The 22,741-nt window shown below is 67.1% G+C and carries 20 protein-coding genes; 7 read left to right on the top strand and 13 right to left on the bottom strand.

Annotated elements, in window-relative coordinates; all coding sequences use genetic code 11:
* Positions 1 to 19: 19 nt before the first annotated feature.
* Complete coding sequence (gene ydiJ, locus WIX39_RS24445; RefSeq protein ID WP_409196364.1) at positions 20 to 3,115, top strand: D-2-hydroxyglutarate dehydrogenase YdiJ; 3,096 nt, start codon at positions 20 to 22, stop codon at positions 3,113 to 3,115.
* Between the two features lie 39 nt (positions 3,116 to 3,154).
* Here the strand turns inward: ydiJ and WIX39_RS24440 are convergent, their stop codons facing one another.
* Together WIX39_RS24440 and WIX39_RS24435 are read right to left on the bottom strand one after the other, a co-directional pair.
* Positions 3,155 to 4,165 carry a LacI family DNA-binding transcriptional regulator gene (locus WIX39_RS24440; RefSeq protein ID WP_409196363.1) on the bottom strand — a complete coding sequence of 337 codons (1,011 nt, stop codon included), beginning with the start codon at positions 4,163 to 4,165 and terminating at the stop codon, positions 3,155 to 3,157.
* Between the two features lie 224 nt (positions 4,166 to 4,389).
* On the bottom strand, positions 4,390 to 5,289 hold the full coding sequence (locus tag WIX39_RS24435) for a LysR family transcriptional regulator (RefSeq protein ID WP_172839778.1): 900 nt from the start codon (positions 5,287 to 5,289) through the stop codon (positions 4,390 to 4,392).
* Between the two features lie 143 nt (positions 5,290 to 5,432).
* Between WIX39_RS24435 and WIX39_RS24430 the strand changes: the two genes are divergently transcribed.
* Positions 5,433 to 6,467 (top strand): Bug family tripartite tricarboxylate transporter substrate binding protein, encoded by a 1,035-nt coding sequence (locus WIX39_RS24430; protein ID WP_409196064.1) that lies wholly within the window; start codon positions 5,433 to 5,435, stop codon positions 6,465 to 6,467.
* 1 nt (position 6,468) lies between these two features.
* Positions 6,469 to 7,794: an FAD-dependent oxidoreductase gene (locus tag WIX39_RS24425; protein WP_409196063.1), complete on the top strand. Its 1,326-nt coding sequence runs from the start codon at positions 6,469 to 6,471 to the stop codon at positions 7,792 to 7,794.
* 19 nt (positions 7,795 to 7,813) lie between these two features.
* On the opposite strand, the gene WIX39_RS24420 is transcribed toward WIX39_RS24425, so the two are convergent.
* Positions 7,814 to 8,215, bottom strand: a complete 402-nt coding sequence (locus tag WIX39_RS24420) for a phage holin family protein (protein WP_081266228.1) — start codon at positions 8,213 to 8,215, stop codon at positions 7,814 to 7,816.
* A 178-nt stretch (positions 8,216 to 8,393) separates the two neighbouring features.
* Between WIX39_RS24420 and shkS the strand changes: the two genes are divergently transcribed.
* Complete coding sequence (gene shkS / locus WIX39_RS24415) at positions 8,394 to 9,809, top strand: surface-behavior sensor histidine kinase ShkS (protein ID WP_081266229.1); 1,416 nt, start codon at positions 8,394 to 8,396, stop codon at positions 9,807 to 9,809.
* Positions 9,810 to 9,881: 72 nt separating this feature from the next.
* Here shkS and WIX39_RS24410 read toward each other — a convergent pair whose 3' ends face one another.
* The 8 genes from WIX39_RS24410 to WIX39_RS24375 all read right to left on the bottom strand — a co-directional run bounded on the left by WIX39_RS24410 (position 9,882) and on the right by WIX39_RS24375 (position 17,882).
* A complete protein-coding gene (locus WIX39_RS24410; RefSeq protein ID WP_081266230.1) occupies positions 9,882 to 10,484 on the bottom strand; it encodes a LuxR C-terminal-related transcriptional regulator in 603 nt (200 codons plus the stop codon).
* Between the two features lie 74 nt (positions 10,485 to 10,558).
* Complete coding sequence (locus WIX39_RS24405) at positions 10,559 to 11,890, bottom strand: tryptophan--tRNA ligase (RefSeq protein ID WP_106937148.1); 1,332 nt, start codon at positions 11,888 to 11,890, stop codon at positions 10,559 to 10,561.
* 12 nt (positions 11,891 to 11,902) lie between these two features.
* Complete coding sequence (locus WIX39_RS24400) at positions 11,903 to 12,574, bottom strand: site-2 protease family protein (protein ID WP_081266232.1); 672 nt, start codon at positions 12,572 to 12,574, stop codon at positions 11,903 to 11,905.
* A 41-nt stretch (positions 12,575 to 12,615) separates the two neighbouring features.
* A complete protein-coding gene (locus WIX39_RS24395) occupies positions 12,616 to 13,251 on the bottom strand; it encodes an L-threonylcarbamoyladenylate synthase (RefSeq protein WP_081266233.1) in 636 nt (211 codons plus the stop codon).
* Between the two features lie 16 nt (positions 13,252 to 13,267).
* Positions 13,268 to 14,245 carry a DMT family transporter gene (locus tag WIX39_RS24390; protein ID WP_106937150.1) on the bottom strand — a complete coding sequence of 326 codons (978 nt, stop codon included), beginning with the start codon at positions 14,243 to 14,245 and terminating at the stop codon, positions 13,268 to 13,270.
* Positions 14,242 to 15,099 carry a 3',5'-nucleoside bisphosphate phosphatase gene (locus tag WIX39_RS24385; protein WP_081266235.1) on the bottom strand — a complete coding sequence of 286 codons (858 nt, stop codon included), beginning with the start codon at positions 15,097 to 15,099 and terminating at the stop codon, positions 14,242 to 14,244. Before WIX39_RS24385 ends, WIX39_RS24390 begins: the two co-directional genes overlap by 4 nt.
* A 97-nt stretch (positions 15,100 to 15,196) precedes the next feature.
* Positions 15,197 to 16,240, bottom strand: coding sequence for a transporter (locus WIX39_RS24380; protein ID WP_106937151.1), 1,044 nt, complete (start codon positions 16,238 to 16,240; stop codon positions 15,197 to 15,199).
* Positions 16,241 to 16,250: 10 nt separating this feature from the next.
* Positions 16,251 to 17,882: an inorganic phosphate transporter gene (locus WIX39_RS24375; protein WP_409196062.1), complete on the bottom strand. Its 1,632-nt coding sequence runs from the start codon at positions 17,880 to 17,882 to the stop codon at positions 16,251 to 16,253.
* Between the two features lie 153 nt (positions 17,883 to 18,035).
* Between WIX39_RS24375 and ppk2 the strand changes: the two genes are divergently transcribed.
* Complete coding sequence (gene ppk2 / locus WIX39_RS24370; RefSeq protein WP_409196061.1) at positions 18,036 to 18,962, top strand: polyphosphate kinase 2; 927 nt, start codon at positions 18,036 to 18,038, stop codon at positions 18,960 to 18,962.
* 143 nt (positions 18,963 to 19,105) lie between these two features.
* Positions 19,106 to 20,188: an extracellular catalytic domain type 1 short-chain-length polyhydroxyalkanoate depolymerase gene (locus WIX39_RS24365; protein WP_106937154.1), complete on the top strand. Its 1,083-nt coding sequence runs from the start codon at positions 19,106 to 19,108 to the stop codon at positions 20,186 to 20,188.
* Here WIX39_RS24365 and WIX39_RS24360 read toward each other — a convergent pair.
* Together WIX39_RS24360 and WIX39_RS24355 are read right to left on the bottom strand one after the other, a co-directional pair.
* Positions 20,185 to 20,613 (bottom strand): hypothetical protein, encoded by a 429-nt coding sequence (locus WIX39_RS24360; RefSeq protein WP_081270209.1) that lies wholly within the window; start codon positions 20,611 to 20,613, stop codon positions 20,185 to 20,187. The two genes, WIX39_RS24365 and WIX39_RS24360, sit on opposite strands and share 4 nt — an antisense overlap.
* A complete protein-coding gene (locus WIX39_RS24355; RefSeq protein WP_234382386.1) occupies positions 20,597 to 21,289 on the bottom strand; it encodes a nucleotidyltransferase domain-containing protein in 693 nt (230 codons plus the stop codon). The genes WIX39_RS24360 and WIX39_RS24355 overlap by 17 nt, the downstream gene beginning before the upstream one ends.
* A 71-nt stretch (positions 21,290 to 21,360) precedes the next feature.
* On the opposite strand from WIX39_RS24355, the gene urtA reads away from it, so the two are divergent.
* A complete protein-coding gene (urtA, locus tag WIX39_RS24350) occupies positions 21,361 to 22,629 on the top strand; it encodes an urea ABC transporter substrate-binding protein (RefSeq protein ID WP_081270211.1) in 1,269 nt (422 codons plus the stop codon).
* The last annotated feature ends 112 nt before the right edge of the window (positions 22,630 to 22,741 follow it).

Raw genomic sequence — 22,741 nt, 5'->3', positions numbered from 1 at the left:
TGCGGGAAATCCGAAATTGATTGCGATCATTCCAGTTCCGGTAGCGCTGGAAAGCGGCTACCGGCGCTTTCTCCATGCACTTGCCGCCGAAGGCTTCAAAGGCGAGATCACGTCGCAGTACGCCGATCGCACCGTGCTGGCTACGGACAACTCGATCTACCAGCGGCTGCCCCAGGCGGTGGTCTTTCCGCGCGACGCGGCCGACGTCGAAACGATCGCCAGGCTGCTCGCGAGGCCGGAGCATCGGCGCGTTGCGGTTTCTCCGCGCGGCGGGGGAACGGGCACCAACGGCCAGTCCCTCACGGACGGCATCGCCGTGGATCTTTCGCGGCATCTCAACCAGATCCTGTGGATCGACCCCGTGCGCCGGGTGGCGCGCGTGCAGGCCGGCGTGGTCAAGGACCAGTTGAATGCGGCGCTGAAGGCACACGGGCTGTTCTTCGCCCCTGAACTGTCGACCTCCAACCGCGCCACGATCGGCGGCATGATCAACACGGACGCGAGCGGCCAGGGCAGTTGCACCTACGGCAAGACGCGCGACCATGTGCTGGAGCTGGATGTGGTCCTGCCGGGCGGCGCGCGCTTCCAGAGCCGGTCGGTCGATGCCGCCGAGCTGCAGGTGCAGTTGAAAAAAGGCGGTCCCGTGGGCGACGCATGGCGCTGCGCACACAAGATCGCCACGCAGCATGCCGAGCTGATCGCGACGCGCTTTCCCCGTCTGAATCGCTGCCTCACCGGTTATGACCTGGCGCACCTGCAAGAGCCCGGCGATCGCTTCAATCTCAACAGCGTGCTGTGCGGCGCGGAAGGTTCGCTGGGGTTCGTCGTGGAGGCCGAAATCGGCCTGCTCCCGATTCCCCGGCATTCCATGCTGGTCAATGTGCGATACGCCGGCTTCATGGATGCACTGCGCGATGCGCAGTTCCTGATGCGGCACCGCCCGCTGTCGATAGAGACGGTCGATTCAAAGGTGCTGGGCCTGGCGATGGACGACATCGTCTGGCAGGACGTGGCCGAGTATTTTTCCGAGCCTTCCGACACGGTGCCGACGCGCGGAATCAACCTGGTCGAATTCTGCGGAGACTCGGAGGACGAGGTGCGCGGCCGTGTTGCGGCCTTCACCGAGCATCTGGCCAACGACGCCAGCGCGACGCGCATCGGCCACACCATTGCATCGGGTCAGGCGGCGGTTGAAAAGGTCTACGCCATGCGCAAGCGCGCGGTCGGCCTGCTGGGGAATGTGCAAGGGGAGGCCCGGCCCCAGCCCTTCGTCGAAGACACGGCGGTGCCGCCGGAGAAGCTTGCCGACTACATCGAAGAGTTCAGGGCGTTGCTCGACGGCCATGGGCTGAGCTATGGCATGTTCGGCCACGTGGATGCGGGCGTGCTGCATGTCCGGCCGGCCCTGGATCTGAAGAACCCGGCCCATGCGGCGCTGATCCGCACGATCTCCGACGAGGTCGCCAGGCTGACGCTGAAGTACGGCGGCGTGCTGTGGGGCGAGCACGGGAAGGGGGTTCGCTCCGAATATGCGCCGCAGTATTTCGGCCCCTTGTATCCGGCCCTGCAGGAGCTCAAGGCGGCGTTCGATCCGCACAACCAGCTCAATCCGGGAAAGATCGCCACGCCCGCGGGCCAGGTCTCGCGGCTGCTGCGCATCGACGAAGTGCCCTTGCGTGCCGACGCCGATCGCCAGATCGACGAACGCGTGTGGAAAAGCTATGCCGGCGCGGTCCATTGCAACGGCAATGGCGCTTGCTACAACTTCGACCCCGACGACGCGATGTGCCCTTCGTGGAAGGCCACGCGTGAACGCAGGCATTCCCCCAAGGGGCGCGCCACGCTGTTGCGGGAGTGGCTGCGCTTGCAGGGCAACGCGGGGGTCGACGTGCTTCAGGCGGCGGCGGCGCGGCAAGATTCGTCCTTCGCCGGATTTTTCAGGCGTTGGCGAAACAGCCGCAAGCGTGCGGCGCACGGCAATGAAGGCCCCGGCGACTTCTCTCACGAAGTCTATGAAGCAATGTCCGGTTGCCTGGCCTGCAAGTCGTGCGCGGGGCAGTGTCCTGTCAAGGTCAACGTCCCGGAGTTCCGCTCGCGCTTCCTGGAGCTGTATCACACCCGCTATTCGAGGCCGATCAAGGACTACCTGATTGGCTCGCTCGAATTCAGCGTGCCCTTCTTCGCGCGCTTTCCGCGGCTCTACAACGGCGCCATGTCGTCGGCACTGGTTCGCCGCACGCTCGAACGCCACGCGGGCATGGTCGACAGCCCGCTGCTGAGCCGCTTCGACTTCCAGGCCACGCTGAGCCGGTGGGGCGTGCGCGAGGCCACTCCGGCGTTGCTGGCCGCGCAGACAGGCGCGCAGCGCGCCAGATCCGTGATCCTGGTACAGGATGCGTTCACGCGCTATTTCGAGGCACGCGTGCTCTGCGCTTTCATCGAATTCGCGTCCCGGCTTGGATACACAGTCTGGCTGGCCCCCTTCATGCGCAACGGCAAGCCGCTCCATGTGCTGGGCTTCCTCAAGGCGTTCAACCGGACGGCGCTCAGGAACGCAACGATGCTCGGTGAATTGGCGTCATGCGGTGTGCCTCTTGTCGGCCTCGATCCTGCAATGACGCTCGTGTACCGGCAGGAGTACGCGAAGCTCGCGTCCCTGGAGAAACCGCCTGCCGTCCTGCTCCCGCAGGAGTGGCTCCTGGACGTACTGCCCGCGAAGGTGCCGGAATCTCCAGAGGGGGACTTCCGGCTCCTGACCCATTGCACGGAAAAGACGACCGCACCCGCTGCCGCCGCGCTTTGGCCCGAGGTATTTGCCCGCGCCGGGCTGAAGCTGCGCCAACAGGCCAGCGGCTGTTGCGGCATGTCGGGGACCTACGGGCACGAGAGCCTGAACGTCGGGACTTCGCGCCACATCTACTCCCAATCGTGGGGCCCGCTATTGAAGTCCGGGAAGACGCGAGGCACGGAGTTTCTGGCCACGGGCTATTCCTGCCGCAGCCAGGCCGAGCGAATGGAGGGCCGGCAGCTGCGGCATCCGGTGGAGGTACTGCTTCATTTCTACGGCCGGACCGAATCTTCGCTGCCCGTTGCCAACGGGGCCGGGGTCTTGTGACTACCCGAAGGCAAAGGCCGCACCGGGATATCGGGGCGCCTAGGAGCTCTCCCGCTGCTCGACGCGAAACGGGATCAGCACCGTCTCCGCGGGCGGCCGATCCCCGTCCCGCATGCCGTCGATCACCCGCAGCAGCAGCTCGCCCGCCGCCGTGCCGATGCCCATGCAATCCACCGCCACCGTGGTGATGCGCGGATGGCAGGCGCGCGCGACTTCGAAGTCGCCAAAGCCCGCGATCGCGATGCGCCCGGGCACGTCCCAGCCCCGGCGCTGGCATTCCATCAGCGCGCCGAAGGCCGAGAGGTCGGACAGGCAGAGCACCGCATCCACGTCGGGCCACTGGCGCACGAGCTGCGCGATGGCCTCGCCGCCTTGCGCCATCGAGATCGGCGGCTGGCCGAAGCTGATGACGCGCCCGTCGGGCAGCCCCAGTTCGCGGATCGCCTGCGCATAGCCGCGCTGCCGGTCGGCGCCGCGGGTGTCGCGGTTCGAGGTGCCGCCGATGAACGCGATGCGCCGGTAGCCCTTGCCGTGCAGGTGCCGCACCATGGCCGCGGCGGCTTCGGCGTTCGAGAAGCCGACCGTGTGCCCGATGGGCGTGGCGGGCAGGTCCCAGGTCTCGATGACCGGCACGCCGGCGGCCTGCAGCATGGCGCGCGCGGCGGGCGTGTGGGAGCCGCCGGTGAGGATCACGCCCTCGGGCCGGCGCGCGAGCATGGCGCGCAGCAGGCGCTCTTCGGTCTCCACGCGGTAGTCGGTGTAGCCCAGCAGCAGTTGCAGCCCGCGCGCTTCCACCGCCGCGGCAATGCCTTGCACCGTCTCAGAGAAGTTGGAGTTGTTCAGCGACGGGATCAGCGCCGCGACGAAACCCGAGCGCTTGCTCGAGAAGGTGCGCGCGGTCTGGTCGATCACGTAGCCCATCTCTTCGCAGGCCTGCAGGATGCGCTCGCGCAGCGCCTGCGAGGTGACGCGGTCGCTGCCCACGCTGCGGTTGAGCGCGCGCGAGACCGTCATTTTCGACACGCCGACGCGCGCGGCCACGTCGGCCATGGTGGGCGGGCGGGACGCAGGGGAGGATGCTTTGGTCGGGGGCAATGGGCTCTCTCGGAATCGGGTTCGAAGGCAGGCGGCGTGATGCGATACCGATAACGCGGGTATCGCCTGTCCGCATGCTACGAGAACTCCGGTGTTTGTGAAAACTCCGGAGCGGAAGGCCGGCTGAGGGATCTTCGGAAAGCCCGGGTTACAGGTATCTCTTCGCGCGTGTTCGGGGTTCAGGCCCGCTCTTTCTTCAGCTGCCGCAGGGCCGCTTCGGCATGCGTGATGAAGCGCCCCGCCAGCAGCGAGGCCGCGAAGTTGTCGTTGGTGACGGCGAACACGTCGAACGACGGCGCCTTCCCGATCGGCCGAAAGCTCAGCCGGTCGGTCATGCAGCCGCGCGCGGTGAGGTCGTCGACGATGGCCACGCCCGCGCCCGCCGCCGCCAGCGCGCAGGCGGTCTGGCCGGCGCGCACCTCGGTCTGCGCATCGGGCTGGCAGCCGTGCTGCAGGCACCAGTCGGCAATGATGCGGCCCTGCGGGGTGTCGGGGCTGAACGCGATCATGCGTTCGCCCAGGATGTCGGCCGGCTTCAGCGTGCGCCGCGCCTCCAGCGGGTGGCCCTTGGGAAACACGCCCGCCAGCGTCCATTGGCCGATGGGTCGCGCGTTGAGCAGCGGGTCGTCGATGGCCAGGGTGGAGATCGCCACGTCGGCCTCGTGCGCGGCCAGCCGCTTGACCATGTCGCGCGCCAGCAGCACCTCGACGTAGAAGCGGGCGGCGGGGAACTCGCGGCCCAGCGCAGTGAGCGCGCGCGGCACCATGTCGAGCCCGGTGCTCGGGCTGCACAGCACGCGCAGCGTGAGCATCTTGCCGCTCTTGAGCGCCTGCGCGCAGTCCTCGATGCGCGCAACGCCGCGATACACCTGCTCGACCTCCGCGAACAGCGCCTGCGCCTCGGGCGTGGCCTGCAGCTTGCCCTTGCGGCGCTCGAACAGGCGCAGCCCCAACTGCAGCTCGATGTGAGACAGCATGCGGCTGATGCCCGGCTGCGACACGTGCAGCGAGCGCGCCGCATCGGTGACGGAGCCGGCCAGCATGACGGCGCGGAAGACTTCGATCTGTCGGAGGTTCATGACTTTGCCCGGCGCTTCGGCGTTGTTCGATAACGCGATGTTATGGGCTCGCCACATGTTGGTATTTGCCGCCCCGGCGCCGCGTTCCTAGCATCGGCGTGTTCCTTCATTCGATCAAAACCATAAGCAGAGGCATACAGGACATGGTTCACCGTCCAATCTCGGGCCGGGGTGCGCTGGCACCCGGCGTCACACGCAGAAGCGTTCTCTCGGCCGTGGCGCTCGGCGCCGCGGGCACCCTGGCCGCCGGCCCCTGGCGTGGCGCCGGGGCCGCCGAGGCATGGCCCACCAAGCCGGTGCGCATCATCGTGCCCTTCGCGCCGGGCGGCGGCGCCGACGGCTCGGCGCGCGTGCTGGCCGAGGTGCTCGCGCCGCAGCTGGGGCAGGCGGTGATCGTGGAGAACAAGCCGGGCGCCGGGAGCACCATCGGCGTGGCGGCGGCCCTGCAGAGCCGCGACGGCCACACGCTGCTCATGGGCAGCAACAGCATGGTGATCAACCCGGCGCTGAACCCGAAGCTCACCTATGACGTGGCGCGCGACTTCGACGCCATCGGCATGGTCTCGCAGCAGCCGCTGGTGCTGGTGGTGCCGGCCGAGTCGAAGGCGATGACGGTGGCCGAGCTCGTGGCGCAGGCCAAGGCGCAGCCCGGCAAGCTCAGCGCGGGCAACAGCGGCACCGGCACGCTGGCCCACCTGACGGCCGAGCTCTTCGCGCAGGAGACCGGCACCTCGCTGGTCAGCGTGCCCTACAAGGGCGAGAGCGCGCTCATGCCCGACCTGATCTCCGGGCTGGTGTCGATGGGCTTCCTCAATCTGCCGAGCGTGATCGTGCACATCCGCTCGGGCCGGCTGCGCGCGCTGGCCGTGTCTTCGGCACAGCCGGTGGCCGAACTGCAGAACGTGCCCACCTTTCGCAGCCTGAAGCTGCAGAGCCTGGAAGTAGAGGGCTGGGCCACGCTGGTCGCGCCCAGGGGCTCGATTCCGCCCGAAGGGCTGGCCCGGCTCGAGAAGCTGCTGGCCGCGGCCCTGCAGTCCGACGCGGTGAAGAAGCGCTTCACCGCGCTGAGCCTCGAACCGTTCACCAGCGGGCGCGAGGCCACGGCCAGATACCTGAAGGCCGAAGGCAGCCGCTGGGGCGAAGTGGTGAAGAGCCGCGGCATCCAGCTGGAAAACTGAAATGAACGACAGCACGATTCAGGGGCAGGCAAGCAGCCGCACGGTCGAGGCCGACGTGGTGGTGTGCGGCGGCGGTGTCGCCGGCACGATGGCGGCCGTGGCGGCGGCGAGGCAGGGCGCGTCGGTCGTGCTGGTGGAGCGCTACGGGTTCCTCGGCGGCAATGCGACGGCCGGCGCGGTGGCGCAGTTCAACAGCTGGCAGACCGGCAACGGCCGCAAGGTGGTGGCCGGCCTGGCGCAGGAGGTGGTCGATCGGCTGCGCCGCTACGACGGAGCCCGCGCGCACGAGACCTTCGTGATGTCCACCGGGCACCGCATGGACCGCGTCGAATACGCGCCCGAAGTGCTGAAGCTGGTGCTGGACGACATGGTGGCCGAGGCCGGCGTGCGGCCCCTGCTGCATGCGAGCCTGCTCGACGTGGCCTGCGAGGGCCGCCGCATCGAGCGTGTGAGCGTGCTGACCAAGGGCGGGGTGCTGCACCTGCGCGCGGGCGTGCTGGTCGATGCCTCGGGCGACATGGATGTGCTGAAGCGGGCGGGCGCGCGTTTCCTCGAACTCGGCAACGGCGAGGCGCTGCAGCCGGCGACGATGATGTTCCGCTTCGGGCCGATCGACTTCGCTCGCTTCGGTGCGCTGTCGAAGTCCGAGCTTGCCGAACTGGCGGCGCGCGGCTTCGCGCAGGGCCGGCTGGCGCGCGCGGCGCTGCATTCGAGCCGCGATCCCTATTCGGACGACGGCTGGTTCAACATCAGTCGCCTGGGCATCGACGCCACCGACCCGATGGCGCTGGGCGCCGCCGAGATCGAAGGGCGGCGCCAGGCGTGGAAGGCGGCGGGCTTCCTCGCGGATGCGGTGCCCGGCTGCGAGCGCGGGCGGCTGCGGGCCTTCGGCACGCAGGTCGGCGTGCGCGAGACGCGGCGGATGGAGGGCGACCATGTGCTGACGGCGGCTGAACTGGTGGAGCCGGTGCAGTTTGGCGATGCGATTGCCGCGGGGGCATACCCGATCGACATCCATCCGGCAACGGGCGGTGCGCTGCACTACGTGCCGATGGACGCAGACCACGCGTATCAGATTCCATACCGCAGCCTGGTGCCGAGCGCGCTCGACAACGCGCTGGGCGTGGGCCGCGGCATTTCGGCGAGCCACGAGGCGCTGGCGGCGATCCGGGTGATGACGATCTCGATGGCGGTCGGGCAGGCCGCCGGCATTGCCGCGGCCATGGCCGCCAGGGCGGCGGAGGGCGGCATGGGAGCGCAGGTGCGCAAGGTGTCGGTGCCCGCGCTGCGCGAGGCGCTGCTGCGCGGCGGCGCCGTGCTCGGCTAGCGCCGCCGGCAGCCTGGCGTCAGAGCCAGTTGCCGCTCTGCGGCATCTGCACCTTCTCGGCCGGGTCGTCGCTCGTCACGAACGAGCCGATGACGACGCTCAGGATCGAGATGAAGATGCTCGCGAACAGCGCGGTCCAGAAGCCGGACACGCGGAATCCCTTCACCAGCGCGGCCACCAGCAGGATCATCAGCGCGTTGATGACCAGCAGGAACAGGCCGAGCGTCACGAGCGTCAGCGGCAGCGTGAGCACGATCAGCAGCGGCTTGACGACGGCATTGGCCAGGCCCAGCAGCAGGGCGGAGACCACCAGCGCGCCGGTGCTCTCGAACTTGATCCCCCGAAACAGATGGCTCGCCACCCAGAGCGAGATGGCCGTGATGGCCCAGTGGATGAGAAAAGGGGCCAGGTTGTTAAACATTTCCGGGGGCTCGTGATTCGTGGAAAAAGGAGCCGGCCATTATCCGTGGCCCGTGGGAGCGCCGTTTTCTCCTGTTACGCGCAGAAACAACGGGCGACACCCCGTTAAGATCCCACCTCTTGGCGCCCCTTGCAGAAGGGGCTTTCTTCATGGCCGGACAAACAAGGGTCATCACCACATGGCCAATGCCTCGATCGCGAGCTTGACACCCGCCCCGGCTTCGGCCGACGAGGCCGAATCATGGGTGCGCGGCGAGCTCATCCGCAGCCTGATGCGCTCGGCGCGCGGCTCCTACCTCGTCTCGGCCGCGCTGATGCCGGCCATGGTCGGCCTCAACTGGGCCTACATCCCGCGCTGGGAACTGATCACCTGGCTGGTGGCCGGCCTCATCGCCACGGCCTGCCGCGCCTGGGGCGCGCAGGTCTATGCGGTGCGCTATGCGGGGCGCAGTGCCGCGGCACAGCTGCAGTTCACCGAGCGCTACGGCTTCGTCTGGAGCACCAGCGCGGTGGTGTGGGGCTTTTCGGTGCTGCTGTTCTTCGAGCGCACGCCGCAGGCCAACCAGTTCATGAGCTGGCTCATCGTGGCCGGGGTGGGCACCTTCCCGCTGAACGGGCTGGCGCTGCATCCTCCGCTGCTCAAGCGCTACGTCAACACGCTGTTCATCACGATGCTGGGCGCGGTGCTGATCCGGCTGTCGGGGATCATGCTGCATCACCCCCAGTTCCAGTACAGCTACCTGATGCCGGTCCTGCCGATCCTGCACTGGTTCCTGCTGCTGCGGGCCGGGCGGCACATCTACGAGACGGCGCGCAACAGCCTGGAGCTGCTGTTCCACAACCACATCCTGATCAAGTCGCTCACGCAGCAGCGGCAGGCGGCGGTGTCGGCCGTGGCCATGAAGAACCGCTTCCTGGCCAGCGCCGCGCACGACATGCGCCAGCCGGTGCTGGCACTCTCGCTGTACGCCGACTGGCTGCGCAACGAGCCCGAACTGGTGCTGGAACTCGCCCCGAAGATCGTGCGCGCCACGCATGCGGTGAACGCGCTGTTCGACTCGATGTTCGACCTGGCGCGCATCGACTCGGGCCAGGTGCGCCTGCACGTCGAGCGCGTCGACGTGCCCGAGCTGCTGCACGACCTGGAGCTGCAATACCGCCCCGTGGCCGAGAGCCGCGGGCTGGACTTCCGGGTGCACGTGTGCGAAGGCTCGTTCCTGACCGACCCGATCCGCGTGCGCCGCATGATCGGCAACCTGCTGGCCAACGCCATCAAGTACACGACCGAAGGCGGCGTGCTGCTGGCGGCACGGCAGACGCGCGACGGCCTGCGCGTGGAAGTGTGGGACACCGGCATCGGCATCGCGCCCGAGCATCTGCGCGACGTGTTCCTGGAGTTCTACAAGGTGGCCGACCATGCCGGCACCTCGGACGGCTTCGGCCTCGGCCTGGCCATCGTTGCGCGGCTGTCGCACGTGCTGGGCCACCCGGTGAGCGTGCGGTCGCGGCTGGGCAGCGGCAGCGTGTTCCGCGTGGCGCTGCATGACGCGGACGAGGCGGTGGCGCAGGCTCGGGTGACGGCTTCCGGCGGCTGAAGAAAAAAACCGCGCAATGCGCGGTTTTTTCTTTCCAGAAACACCGGGAAGGAAGTGCGCGAAGCCTGGGGGTTAGCCCGAAAGCAATCCGTTCGTGCGCGCGTAGTGCAAGGCCTGCGTCCGGCTCTTCACACCCAGCCGGCGGAACAGCCGCCACAGGTGAACCTTCACCGTGTGCTCGCTGATTTCGAGGTCCGTAGCGATGTCTCGGTTGCTCATGCCCTTGTCGAGCATGGCGATCAGCTGCGTCTGGCGCTTCGACAGCTTGCCGCTGTTGGCGGCCGGCGGCTCGTCGGCTTCGTCTTCCGAACCCGCCATCAGCAGGCCGCGAAGGGCGGCCGCCAGCTCGTTGGAGCTGGCCGATTTCTCGATGTAGGTGTCGGCGCCCGCCTCGATGCAGGCATCTTCCATGTCGGCCGCCGGTGCCGCCGAATACACGGCGATCGGCACGTTGGGATAGACCTGCTTGACCGCGATCACGCCCGACACGCCATTGGTGTCCGGGAGCTTCAGGTCAAGGCAGAAGAGGGTGGGAGCGCCGCGCTGCTGGACGGATCCCGCGAGCTTGTCGAGGCGCTCCAGCTCGACGATGTTCTCGGCCGGGCGCAAGCGCCGCAAGACCATCACGATCGCGTCGCGCATCAGGGGGTGGTCGTCGATGACATAAATGCTCATGTTTTCTTCCTTTGTGATCGCACCGTCTTCTCTCTTCCTGCTCACCGGCGGGTAGGCCGGTGGGTTCAGCCGGATCAACTCCCCTGGTTGTTGGGCGTTGCCTCGGCCAGTGCCTCCAGCGCCTCGGTGACGGCGCGTGTTCCTTCCGTGTCGATGGGTTCAAGCTGCCCGGCCAGCGCGGTCAATGCCGCGCCGCGCTGCTCCTGCAAGGCCGCGATGGTACGGCCGGCTTCCTGCGGCGACGCGAATCCACGGCTCTGGAGCAGGGTTTCGCCGCGCGCATCGAGCAGCTTGAAATAGAAGAGGCCGTCGGCCTTCTCGCGGTATTGCTTGAAGCTGGGCTTCGCGACCTTGGCCGCCTTGGCGCCGGCCTTGTCCTTGCCGGCCGCGAGATTGCGCAGGCCGACCGCATGGCGCAGCTCCACCATGAAGGGCTTCGACAGCGCGCGGGCCTTCTCGGCACCGATGAGCAGCTGGCGCTCGATCTCGGCCGGGTTGTTCATGAGCGCGTCGTAGCGCTCGCGCAGCGGCGCCACTTCGAGATCAATGCGCTCGAAAAGCAGCTGCTTCGCATCGCCCCAGCCGATGCCGTCGGCATAGGCCTTGCGGAGCATCTCGGTCTCGTCGGCGTCGGCGAAGGCCTGGTAGATCTGGAACAGCGCGGAGCCTTCGGTGTCCTTGGGCTCGCCGGGCGCGCGCGAGTCGGTCACGATGCTGGTGATCTGCTTGCGCAGGTACGCGCGCGGCGCGAACAGCGGGATCGTGTTGTTGTAGCTCTTGCTCATCTTGCGGCCGTCCAGGCCGGGCAAGGTGGCGACGGCATCGTCGATCTCGGCGTCGGGCAGCGTGAAATGCTCGCCGTACAGGTGATTGAAGCGCTGCGCCATGTCGCGCGCCATCTCGATGTGCTGCACCTGGTCGCGGCCCACCGGCACCTTGTGGGCGTTGAACATCAGGATGTCCGCACCCATGAGCACCGGGTACATGAAGAGGCCGGCCGTCACGTCGGCGTCGGGGTCTTCACCCTTTGCGGTGTTCTTGTCGATCTGCGCCTTGTAGGCATGCGCGCGGTTGAGCACGCCCTTGCCGGTGACGCAGGTGAGGAACCAGGTGAGCTCGGGAATCTCGGGGATGTCGGACTGGCGGTAGAAGGTGACGTGCTCCGGGTCGAGGCCGCAGGCCAGCCAGCTGGCGGCGATCTCGAGGGTGGAGCGCTGGATCTTTGCCGGCTCCTGCACCTTGATGAGCGCGTGGTAGTCGGCCAGGAAGAAGAAGCTCTGCACACCGGGCGCGACGCTTTGCCGCACCGAATGGCGGATCGAGCCGACGTAGTTGCCGAGGTGGGGCGTGCCCGACGGGGTGATGCCGGTCAGGACGCGCAGGGGAGCTTTGGAAGACGGGGACATGGAACGAGGAACTTAGAACAGCAATGCCTTGAGCGGGGTGATGGCCAGGTTGATGACGTAGTAGCCGACGTCCATCAACGGACGCAGCCAGTAGTTGCTGACGACACCGGCGAGCACCAGCGCCATCACGATGAAGAAGCCGTAGGGCTCGATGCGGGCCAGGAAATTCTGCGCGGGTCCGTTCGGCAGAAGGCCTGCCAGCACGCGCCCGCCATCGAGCGGCGGCAGCGGGAACAGGTTGAAGGCCCACATGACCAGGTTGACCAGCACGCCGCCCTGCGCCATCTTGATGAAAAAGGTTTCATCGATGCCCGCCGCGACCAGCGCTATCAGCACCAGCGCCCAGAGAATGGCCTGGATGAAGTTCGAAGCCGGGCCCGCCAGCGCCACCCACACCATGTCGCGCTTCGGATGGCGCAGCCGCCCGAAGTTCACCGGCACCGGCTTGGCATAGCCGAAAAGAAAGGCGCCGGAGGTCGCGAAGTAGAGCATCAGCGGCATCAGGATGGTCCCGATGGGGTCGATGTGCTTCATCGGGTTGAGCGTGACGCGCCCCATGACCTCGGCGGTGTTGTCGCCGAAATAGCGCGCGACATAGCCATGGGCCGCCTCATGCACGGTGATCGCGAAGATCACCGGCAGTGCGTATATCAGTACGGTCTGTATCAGGTTGGAAATATCCACGGCGCGATTGTGTCAGACAGGGCGGGTCTCACCGCCCGATTTCAGAGCCCCAGCACGGCCAATGTCCCGCGCCCCTGGCGCACCACGACGGGGTCGTCGCCCGTGCCCATGGGCGTGAGGTCGACCACCGTGGTGGGCTGCGAGGGGCAGGCCCCGGCGTCGATGACGGCGCCGATCTGCTTCTCGAAGCGCTCGCGGATGGTCTGCGCGTCGTTCAGTGCCTCGGTCTCGCCGGGCGCGATGAGCGTGGTGGCCAGCAGCGGCGCGCCGTGCAGCGACAGCAGCTCCAGCAGCACCTTGTGGTCGGGCACGCGCAGGCCGATGGTCTTGCGCTGCGGATGGCTCACGCGGCGCGGCACTTCCTTGGTGGCTTCGAGCAGGAAGGTGTAGGGGCCGGGCGTGGCGGCCTTCAGCAGGCGGTATTGCTTGTTGTCGACGCGTGCGTAGTTGGCCAGCTCGCTCAGGTCGCGGCACAGCAGCGTGAGGTGGTGCTTGTCGTCGACCTGCCGGATGCGGCGAAGCTGGTCGACCGCGTCCTTGTCGTCGAGGTGGCAGGCCAGGGCGTAGCTGGAGTCGGTGGGCACGGCCACGATCTCGCCGCGCTCGAGCAGCGCGACGGCCTGCTTGAGCAGGCGCTGCTGCGGGTTGTCGGGGTGGACTTCGAAGTACTGGGCCATAGGAAATATCTCCGGGTCAGGATTCCGCGGGTTCGATCGGCACGCGCCGCTCGCGCACGGTGAGCCATGCGCCGGCCGCGCCGCACACGGCGATCATCGCCATGCCGATGAGCGAGAAGCGGTCGGGCACATGGGAAAAGACAAGCCAGCCGCCCAGCATTGCAAAGGCGATCTGCGCATAGAGGTAGGGCGTGAGCGTGGAGGCCGGCGCGCGCTGGTAGGCCAGGATCAACATGAAGTGCCCCACCGTGCCCATGAAACCCATGAGGCAAAGCAGCGCCCACCATTCCCACGACGGCAGCGCGGTCCATGCGAAGGGCACCACCAGCGAGGCGATCAGCGTGCCGACCCAGCCGGTGTAGAAGTGCATGGTCAGCGGGTTCTCGGTCTGCGCGAGCTTGCTGGTGAGCACCTGGAACCAGGCGTTGGTCAGCACCAGCCCCAGCGGCAGGAAGATGGCCCAGCTGAAAGTGCCGCCGCCCGGGCGCAGGATGACCAGCGTGCCGGCGAAGCCGCCCGCCACCAGCGTCCAGCGCAAGGGCGACACATGCTCCTTGAGCGTGGTGGCGGCCAGCAGCGTGATGACCAGCGGCGCGATCAGCACGATCGACGTGAACTCCGCCAGCGGCATGTAGCGCAGGCTCAGGAACGCGAAGACGCTCGACGACAGCAGCAACGCACCGCGCAGCGCCTGGTAGCGCGGATGCCGCGTGCGCAGCAGCGCGGTGCCGTGCAGCGGCAGCAGCACGATGGTGGTCGCCACGGCCTGGAAGGCATAGCGGAACCACACGCCCATGAGAATCGGCACGCCGAGGGTGGAGAACTTGGTGGCGGTGTCCAGCGTGGCGAAGCAGGCCACCGCCAGCAGCACGAGGCCGATGCCCGCGAGGATGCGTTCCGCCTCGACCCTGCGGGCCGTTTGCGCCGCCGAACGTGCACTGGCCAGCGCAACGGTTGCCGCGTTGTCGATGCCGGGCCCGGGGCTCTGGCTCACTGCTGAATGCGGTGGCCGAGCAGTTCCCACACAGGAGTGAGCGCGCCGGGCAACGGCGGCAGCTTGCCGAGATCGCAATGGCTCTCGTCAGGGCTGTGGAAATCGCTGCCGCGCGAGGCGGCGAAATCGAACTCGAGCGCCTTGTCGGCGTACTCGACATATTCGGCCGGCGTGTGGCTGCCGGTGACGACCTCGATCGCCTGGCCGCCGTGCGCCTTGAATTCCAGGAACAGCGCGTATTCCTCGTTGGCCGAGAACTTGTAGCGGCCCGGGTGCGCGATGACGGCGATGCCCTTGGCGGCGGTGATCCAGTGCACCGCGTCCTTCAGCGAGGCCCAGCGGTGCGGCACGTAGCCGGGCTTGCCTTCGGTGAGGAACTTGCGGAACACCTCGGGCGTGTCGCGGCAATGGCCCTGTTCGACCAGGAAGCGTGCGAAGTGCGTGCGGGAGATGAGTTCGGGGTTGCCCACGAACCTGAGCGCGCCTTCGTAGGCGCCATGGATGCCGACCTTGGCCAGCCCTTCGGACATTTCCTGCGCGCGCTTGCCGCGGCCGCCGCGCGTGTCGTAGAGGCCCTGCGTGATGGCCGCGTCGTCCGGGTCGAAGCCCAGGCCGACGATGTGCACCGTTTCTCCCGCGAATGTGACGGAAATCTCGGTGCCGGTGAGGTAGCGCATGCCGTTGGCGCGGGCAGCCGCCGCGGCGCGGTGCTGGCCGCCGATTTCGTCGTGGTCGGTGAGGGCCCAGAGCTCGACCCCGTTCGCGGCCGCGCGGGCGGCCAGTTCTTCGGGCGTCAGAGTGCCGTCGGAGACCACGGAGTGGCAGTGAAGATCGGCATTGAGGATGGAGGACACCCCACCATTCTAGGGGCTATGGAACAACGGTGCGGGCGCATGGATGCTATGCACGACGCTACTAAATAAATAGCATTACTGGCCCGCTGCATGCGGCTCAGCGCTTCTTGCGGAAAGCCGCCCAGGCCGCCACCGCGGTAAAGCTTGCCACGATGGCGACAACGATCCAGAAGCCGTGCTTGTGGTCCGCGAGCGGAATGCCCCCCACATTCATGCCGAACAGGCCCGCCAGGATGTTGATCGGCAGGGCCAGCACGGTGACCACCGTCAGCACGAAGAGGCTGCGGTTGTTGTCCTCGTTGACGTTGGCGGCTATTTCTTCCTGCAGCAGCTTGATGCGCTCCTGCAGCGCCTGCATGTCTCGCAGCACCACCGAGAATTCTTCCGTGGAGCCGCGCAGTTCCTGCACGTCGGGCTCGGACATCCAGGCCGGCGGCCCCTGCAGCAGCCGGAAGAGGGCCGCCGGCTCGGGCGCCAGCAGCCGCTGCAGCCGCACCAGCAGCCGGCGCAGCACGCCGAGCCGCGCGCGTTTGTGGTCGAGGCGCCCGGCCAGCAGCTCGTCTTCGATGCGGTCGATGCGAGAGGTGACGCCGCGCACGATCTTCACCAGCACGTCGGCCTGTGCGCGCAGCAGGTGTTCGAGCAGCTCGGTGCTCGAGCGCGGCGCGTCGCCGGCCTTCACGGCCGTGCGCAGCGCATCGACCGAGCGCAGCGGCTTGGTGCGCGCCGTGACCACGAGGCGCGGGCCCACGCTGATCCACAGCGTGGAGATGTCCGAAGGCTCGAAGCTGAACTCGAAGTGCACATCGTTGATGACCGCGATCAGCGAGTCGTCGGCGCGTTCGATGCGCGTGGAAGGCAGCCCTTCGTGCAGCGTCTCGTAGAAGGTGTCGGAGAGGTTCGCGTGCCGCACCAGCCAGCGCTCCGCATGCGCGTGGCTCAGGTTGAAGTGCAGCCAGACGTACGGCGGGTTTTCTTCGGCGCATTCGCGCTCGCGCTGCTGCGCCAGCCATGCGGCTGCCTGCACGGAGTCGATCGCCCGCGCGGGCTCGGGCGCCGACGCGTCGAACAGGTAGCCGGAGATCAGTCCGGCTTCGTCGCCGCCGTAGGACTGGGCGGCGAGATCATGAAATGCCGACAAGATGCGTGATTCAGAAGATGCGAGTGAAAAGCCAGTAGAGCGAACCCGACAGCAGCATCGCCACCGGCAGCGTGAGCACCCAGGCCAGCGCGAGGTTGCGCAGCGTCGACAACTGCAGGCCCGAGCCGCTGGCCGTCATGGTGCCGGCCACGCCGGAGGACAGCACGTGCGTGGTCGACACCGGCAGGCCGTACATGTCGGCCGCGCCGATGGTGATCATGGCCACCACCTCGGCCGAGGCGCCCTGCGCGTAGCTCAGGTGCGTCTTGCCGATCTTCTCGCCCACGGTCACGACGATGCGCTTCCACCCGATCATCGTGCCCAGGCCCAGCGCTATTGCCACCGCGACCTTGACCCACAGCGGGATGAAGCGCGTGGCGGTGTCCAGTTCTTCGCGGAAGGTGACCACGCGCAGCCTGGTCTCGTCGTCGAACTTTGCGGCGCCGCTTTTCTCCAGGTGGCGGATGGCTTCGGAGGCCAGGTACATGTCGTTGCGCACGTTGGCCACGGAATCGGCAGGCACGCCGGCCAGCGAACCGTGTGCCTTGACCTGCTGGCCGATGCTGCCGGCTGCGGCGGCCAGGGCCGGCACGACCGAGCCATTGAACTCCCGCGTGCGCACGTAGGTGGAGAGCGTCTCGCGCGCTGCTTCGGGTTGCAGCGCGGGCAGCGAGGCCGGCACGCTGCGGTTCAGCGCGTTCTGCGCCATCTCGGTCACCGCCACGAACTTGATGGTCTCGCTGGCGGGCATCGCGCGGTTCAGCGCGTAGGCCATCGGCACCGTGCCTACCAGGATCAGCATGATGAGGCCCATGCCCTTCTGCCCGTCGTTCGAGCCGTGCGCGAACGACACCCCGGTGCAGGTCAGGATGAGCAGGCCGCGGATCCACCACGGCGGCGGCTCGCTGCCCTTGGGCTCCTCATACAGCGCGCGGTTCTTCACGAAGGCGCGCAGCGCCAGCAGCAGCAGGGCGGCGCAGCCGAAGCCGACCATCGGCGACAGCAGCAGCGAGTAGCCCACCTTGGTGGCCTGCCCCCAGTCGACGCCGCTGGTGCCGTCGCGGCCGTGCATGAGCGCGTTGGCCACGCCCACGCCGATGATCGAGCCGATCAGCGTGTGCGAAGACGAAGCCGGCAGCCCGAGCCACCACGTGCCCAGGTTCCAGATGATTGCGGCGATCAGCAGCGCGAACACCATGGCGAAGCCCGCGCTCGAGCCCACCTGCAGGATCAGCTCCACCGGCAGCAGCGCGATGATGCCGAAGGCCACGGCGCCGCTGGAAACCAGCACGCCCAGGAAGTTGAAGAAGCCCGACCACACCACCGCGAAGTTGGGTGGCAGCGAGTGCGTGTAGATGACGGTCGCCACGGCGTTGGCCGTGTCGTGGAAGCCGTTGACGAACTCGAAGCCCAGCGCAATCAGCAGCGCCACGCCCAGCAGGATGTAGGGAACCCAGGTCGTGACCGGCACGCCGGAGGCGGCGACGTCGCCCACCAGGCTCCAGGCCGTGAACAGCAGGCCGGCTGCCAGTAGGCCCACGAAGGTGATCAGCGTGAGCGGACCGGGCTTGGCGTCGAGTTTCGGCCGGTGCGAAGCGGGCGCGGACGGCAACTCGGCATGCGGGGCTGCAAGCGTGTTCATGGACGATTCTGGGGTGTTGGAATGGCTTCAGATGGTGTTCGCCGCGTGTGACAACTACATGTCAACGGCGTCCAGACCGTCACGTAGTCGTCATACAGGGCGAGCAGCATGCCTTTTCGCCTCCCTTCAATCCTTTTCTCCTGCTGCCCCACCATGCCGACGAGCGCACTTCCCGACCATGAAGAACTGATGCAACGCATCGCCCGCGACCTGATCGACAGCTACGACGAAGAGCTGGAACTGGAGATCGAGGACCGCAACATCGACGGCCTCGACCCCTCGGCCGGCATCGGCGCCGCCACCGACAAGGCCGCCCGGCAGGCCTACTTCAAGGAACTGTTCCGCCTGCAGGGCGAGCTGGTCAAGCTGCAGGACTGGGTGCAGCACAGCAAGCAGAAAGTAGTCATCCTGTTCGAAGGCCGGGACGCCGCCGGCAAGGGCGGTGTCATCAAGCGCATCACCCAGCGGCTGAACCCGCGCGTGGCCCGCGTGGCCGCGCTGCCGGCGCCCAACGACCGCGAACGCACCCAGTGGTACTTCCAGCGCTATGCCGCGCACCTGCCGGCCGCCGGCGAAATGGTGCTGTTCGACCGCAGCTGGTACAACCGCGCCGGCGTGGAGCGCGTGATGGGCTTCTGCACCGACGACGAGTACGAAGAATTCTTCCGCACCGTGCCCGAGTTCGAGAAGATGCTCGTGCGCTCGGGCATCAAGCTCATCAAGTACTGGTTCTCCATCACCGACGACGAGCAGCACATGCGCTTCCTCGGCCGCATCCATGACCCGCTCAAGCAATGGAAGCTGAGCCCCATGGACCTGGAAAGCCGCCGCCGCTGGGAGGAATACACCAAGGCGAAGGAAATCATGCTGGAGCGCACCCACATTCCGGAAGCGCCGTGGTGGGTGGTGCAGGCGGTCGACAAGAAGAAGGCGCGCCTGAACTGCATCAGCCACCTGCTCGGCCAGATGCCCTACAAGGAAGTGCCGCACCCGGCCGTCGAGCTGCCCGAGCGCGAGCGCCACGCGGACTACCTGCGCCAGCCGGTGCCTGCGAGCATGATCGTCCCTGAAATTTACTAACCCCCAGGCTTCGCGCACTTCGTGTCGCTTCTCCTTCCCCCTTGCAGGGGGCAACACCTGAGGCCCGGCAGAGCCGGTTCCTCGGTGTTTCTGGACTGGGCCGTTGTTTGGTTGAAGGGCACTTTGCGTTCACACTGCGCGCCATGGCCCGTCGTTCCACCGCTTCTGTTTTTGCCCGCGCTTATGAGCGCAACCTCAAGGCGCTGACCCGGCTCACGCTGAGCAGCAGCAAGCGCGTGGCGGGGCAGGTGCAGCGCGCGGCGGCCAAGCGGCTCAAGCCGCCGCCGGGCCGTGGGGACTGGCTCAGCGGGGTGGCGGTGGGGGCGGGCGGGGCGCGGGGCTATCACCTGTTCCGGCCGGCCGGGCTGCAGCTTGCGCCCGGGGAGAAGCTGCCGCTCATGGTCATGCTGCACGGTTGCGGCCAGACGGGGCGTGACTTCGCGGCCAGCACGCGCATGAACGCGCTGGCCGTGCGCCAGCGCTTTCTCGTCCTCTACCCGGAGCAGGACCGGCTGGCCCACCCGCAAGGCTGCTGGAACTGGTACGAGCGCCGCTCGGGCAAGGCCGACGCCGAGGCCGCGACGCTGATGGCCGCGGTCGACCAGGCCTGCATGCTCTACCCGGTGGACCGCGACCGCGTGGCGCTGGCCGGCCTGTCGGCGGGCGCCAGCATGGCGGCGCTGCTAGCCACGCGCTACCCGAATCGTTTCCGCGCCGTCGTCATGCATTCGGGCGTCGCACCCGGCGCCGCCAAGTCGTCGGCCACCGCGCTCGGCGCGATGCGCGGCCAGAACGTGCCGCCCATGCCGGTCACAGCCGTCGGCAAGGCGATGGGTGCCGCGGCCGTCTTCACCACGCTGCCGCCGATGCTGGTGCTGCACGGCGATGCCGACTCGGTGGTCGCGCCCAGCAACGCCGTCAGCAGCGCGGCCGTGTGGGCCACTGCCATGGGCGCGCAGCCGGGCCAGCCGCGCTACACGCAGCGCGGCAAGCGCCGGCCGATGCGGGTGACCGACTTCAAGCGCAAGGGCCGCACGCTCGTCACGCTGTGCGAGATCGCCGGGCTGGGCCATTCATGGAGCGGCGGCGCATCGAAGCTGCTGTTCAGCGACCCCGAAGGGCCGGACGCGACGCGCATGGCCTGGGCTTTTGCGGTTGCGCAGTTCAAGGCCGCTCAGGGCTCGAAGAAGCTCTGCGAGCCCGCTGTGCCCTGGTCGAATGCCTAACTGCGTGACGGCGCGGGAAGTGCGGACAGCTTCTCGGCCACGCGCTGGCAGGCGGTGATCAGATCGCGAACGATGCGCTCGTCGATGTTCAGGTCGCCTTCGTACTCGCCCAGATTGCGGATCTCATGGCCTTTGGCCAGAACCCGCCAGACCTCCGGTCCCAGCGACAGGGTATGAGGCAGTACCTGGAAGACGATGAAGCGATTGCTCGAGCGGTAGCCATGCCACCTCAGCGCGGCGAGGCACATGGCATGCGCCGCGTTGTAGACGAGGTCGAAACGGCTCTCCAGCGACAGCTGCACCAGTTGCGCATCCACCAGGCGCGCCTGCCCGGAACGCAGCAAGCCGGCAAATTCGCGAGCGTCAGGCGCTTCCGCGACAAGCGGCTTCGAGGGACCGCACAGGTTTTCAAGCGGGGAGGGCATTCGCGTCGCCGATCACCCAGAGCTTGGGCTGTGCCATCACGCGCGTGACGAATGATTCGCCGTTCTTGAGCTTTCGCATCAGTTCGTTCCTTGTGAATATGGTCGGATTCACTGTACGGCCAAGGCGTGCCGAGACGGCGTCCAGCGCCAGAAACAGGTCTGAATACGCAAGTTCGTCACTGACAAGGAAAAGGTCGATGTCGCTGGCGGCCGTGTCGCTCTTCCTGGCTACAGAACCGAAAACGAATGCGGCGTCGATCTTGTCGGCGATCGGCTGCAGCGCTTCGTGCAGCGGGCCCGCGAGTCCGAAAGTCTTGCGCACGATGCTGCACAGTTCCTCGTGAATCGGTGATGCGGCGTTGGCTTGGTAGTGTTTCTGATTGCCTGCGCGAGAGGTCGTCAGCAGCCCGCAGTCGGTCAGGTATTTGAGTTCGCGCTGCACGGCTCCCGAGCCGGCACCGGTGAGCTTGATCAGTTCGCTGGAGAAGAAACTTCGGTCCGGCTGGCCGAAGAGATACCCCAGCACGCGCTGCTGAGTTTTCGTGAACAGGGCATCTGCAAGGCCTGTGGGCTTGTATGTTTCCGGCGATGACGGCGAGATCTTTCCCATTTTGGGTATCTTAATGCCCAAAATGGGCTTGTACGCCACCCGGCGTATTTCACCTTCCTGGTGCATTCCGCAGACTCCTCTCCACGCCAGCCAAGCGCTGTCGACAAGGTTCAACCAACCCCGGAGCAGGAGTCCACATGCAACGTCGTTTCACACTCAAGGCGCTTACCGCCGCCGTCGCGCTGGCCAGCATTTCTGCTGCGCCCGCATTCGCAGCCGACACCATCAAGGTCGGCGTGCTGCATTCGCTGTCGGGCACGATGGCCATTTCGGAAACCGTGCTGAAAGACACGGTGCTGATGGCCATCGACGACATCAACAAGAAGGGCGGCGTGCTGGGCAAGCAGCTCGAGCCCGTGGTGGTCGACCCGGCCTCCAACTGGCCCCTGTTCGCCGAGAAGACCAAGCAGCTGCTCGGCCAGGACAAGGTCTCGGTGATCTTCGGCTGCTGGACCTCGGTGTCGCGCAAGTCGGTGCTGCCGGTGGTCGAGGAAATGAACGGCCTGCTGTTCTACCCGGTGCAGTACGAGGGTGAGGAACTCTCGAAGAACGTGTTCTACACGGGCGCCGCGCCCAACCAGCAAGCCATTCCGGCCGTCGACTACCTGATGAGCAAGGAAGGCGGCGGCGCCAAGCGCTGGGTGCTGCTGGGCACCGACTACGTGTACCCCCGCACCACCAACAAGATCCTGCGCGCCTACCTCAAGAGCAAGGGCGTGAAGGAAACCGACATCGACGAGAAGTACACCCCCTTCGGCCACAGCGACTACCAGACCATCGTCGCCGACATCAAGAAGTTCTCGGCCGGCGGAAAGACGGCGGTGGTGTCGACCATCAACGGCGACTCCAACGTGCCCTTCTACAAGGAACTCGGCAACGCCGGCCTGAAGGCCAAGGACGTGCCCGTGGTCGCCTTCTCGGTGGGTGAGGAAGAGCTGCGCGGCGTGGACACCAAGCCGCTGGTCGGCCACCTGGCCGCATGGAACTACTTCATGAGCCTGAAGAACCCGACCAACACGGCGTTCATCAAGGAGTGGAGCGAATACGCCAAGGCCAAGAAGATCCCCGGCCACATGGACAAGCCGCTGACCAACGACCCGATGGAAGCCACCTGGATCGGCATCCACATGTGGAAGCAGGCTGTGGAGAAGGCCAAGTCGACCGACACCGACAAGGTGATCGCCGCCATGGCCGGCCAGACCTTCACGGCGCCCTCGGGCATCGTGTCGAAGATGGACGAGAAGAACCACCACCTGCACAAGAGCGTGTTCATCGGCGAGATCAAGGCCGATGGCCAGTTCAACGTGGTGTGGAAGACGCCGGGTCCCGTGAAGGCCAAGCCTTGGAGCCCGTACATCGAAGGCAACGACAAGAAGCCTGACTACCCCGCCGGCAAGTCGATGTAAGTGTGTTTCTCCCTCCCCCGCCGGGGGAGGGCAGGGATGGGGGCTGACGGCGGTCGATTCGCGCATTGCGCTTGCACGGGCGCCGCGTGCCCCCACCCCGACCCTCCCCCGG

The organism is Variovorax sp. AB1(2024), from assembly GCF_037482385.2.
Lineage (GTDB): Bacteria > Pseudomonadota > Gammaproteobacteria > Burkholderiales > Burkholderiaceae_C > Variovorax.
The sequence above is the reverse complement of the archived record's forward strand: the minus strand, read 5'-3'. Positions and strand labels throughout refer to the sequence as shown.

What these genes read in the sequence shown, in the direction of transcription:
- WIX39_RS24430 (WP_409196064.1), top strand. Translation starts at nt 5,433, where the DNA reads ATGGTTCACCGTCCAATCTCGGGCCGGGGTGCGCTGGCACCCGGCGTC.
- shkS (WP_081266229.1), top strand. Translation starts at nt 8,394, where the DNA reads ATGGCCAATGCCTCGATCGCGAGCTTGACACCCGCCCCGGCTTCGGCC.
- WIX39_RS24440 (WP_409196363.1), bottom strand. Translation starts at nt 4,165, where the DNA reads ATGGCCGACGTGGCCGCGCGCGTCGGCGTGTCGAAAATGACGGTCTCG.
- WIX39_RS24395 (WP_081266233.1), bottom strand. Translation starts at nt 13,251, where the DNA reads ATGGCCCAGTACTTCGAAGTCCACCCCGACAACCCGCAGCAGCGCCTG.
- urtA (WP_081270211.1), top strand. Translation starts at nt 21,361, where the DNA reads ATGCAACGTCGTTTCACACTCAAGGCGCTTACCGCCGCCGTCGCGCTG.
- WIX39_RS24365 (WP_106937154.1), top strand. Translation starts at nt 19,106, where the DNA reads ATGGCCCGTCGTTCCACCGCTTCTGTTTTTGCCCGCGCTTATGAGCGC.
- WIX39_RS24405 (WP_106937148.1), bottom strand. Translation starts at nt 11,890, where the DNA reads ATGTCCCCGTCTTCCAAAGCTCCCCTGCGCGTCCTGACCGGCATCACC.
- WIX39_RS24425 (WP_409196063.1), top strand. Translation starts at nt 6,469, where the DNA reads ATGAACGACAGCACGATTCAGGGGCAGGCAAGCAGCCGCACGGTCGAG.
- WIX39_RS24420 (WP_081266228.1), bottom strand. Translation starts at nt 8,215, where the DNA reads ATGTTTAACAACCTGGCCCCTTTTCTCATCCACTGGGCCATCACGGCC.
- WIX39_RS24360 (WP_081270209.1), bottom strand. Translation starts at nt 20,613, where the DNA reads ATGCCCTCCCCGCTTGAAAACCTGTGCGGTCCCTCGAAGCCGCTTGTC.
- WIX39_RS24410 (WP_081266230.1), bottom strand. Translation starts at nt 10,484, where the DNA reads ATGAGCATTTATGTCATCGACGACCACCCCCTGATGCGCGACGCGATC.
- WIX39_RS24375 (WP_409196062.1), bottom strand. Translation starts at nt 17,882, where the DNA reads ATGAACACGCTTGCAGCCCCGCATGCCGAGTTGCCGTCCGCGCCCGCT.
- ppk2 (WP_409196061.1), top strand. Translation starts at nt 18,036, where the DNA reads ATGCCGACGAGCGCACTTCCCGACCATGAAGAACTGATGCAACGCATC.
- WIX39_RS24435 (WP_172839778.1), bottom strand. Translation starts at nt 5,289, where the DNA reads ATGAACCTCCGACAGATCGAAGTCTTCCGCGCCGTCATGCTGGCCGGC.
- WIX39_RS24355 (WP_234382386.1), bottom strand. Translation starts at nt 21,289, where the DNA reads ATGCACCAGGAAGGTGAAATACGCCGGGTGGCGTACAAGCCCATTTTG.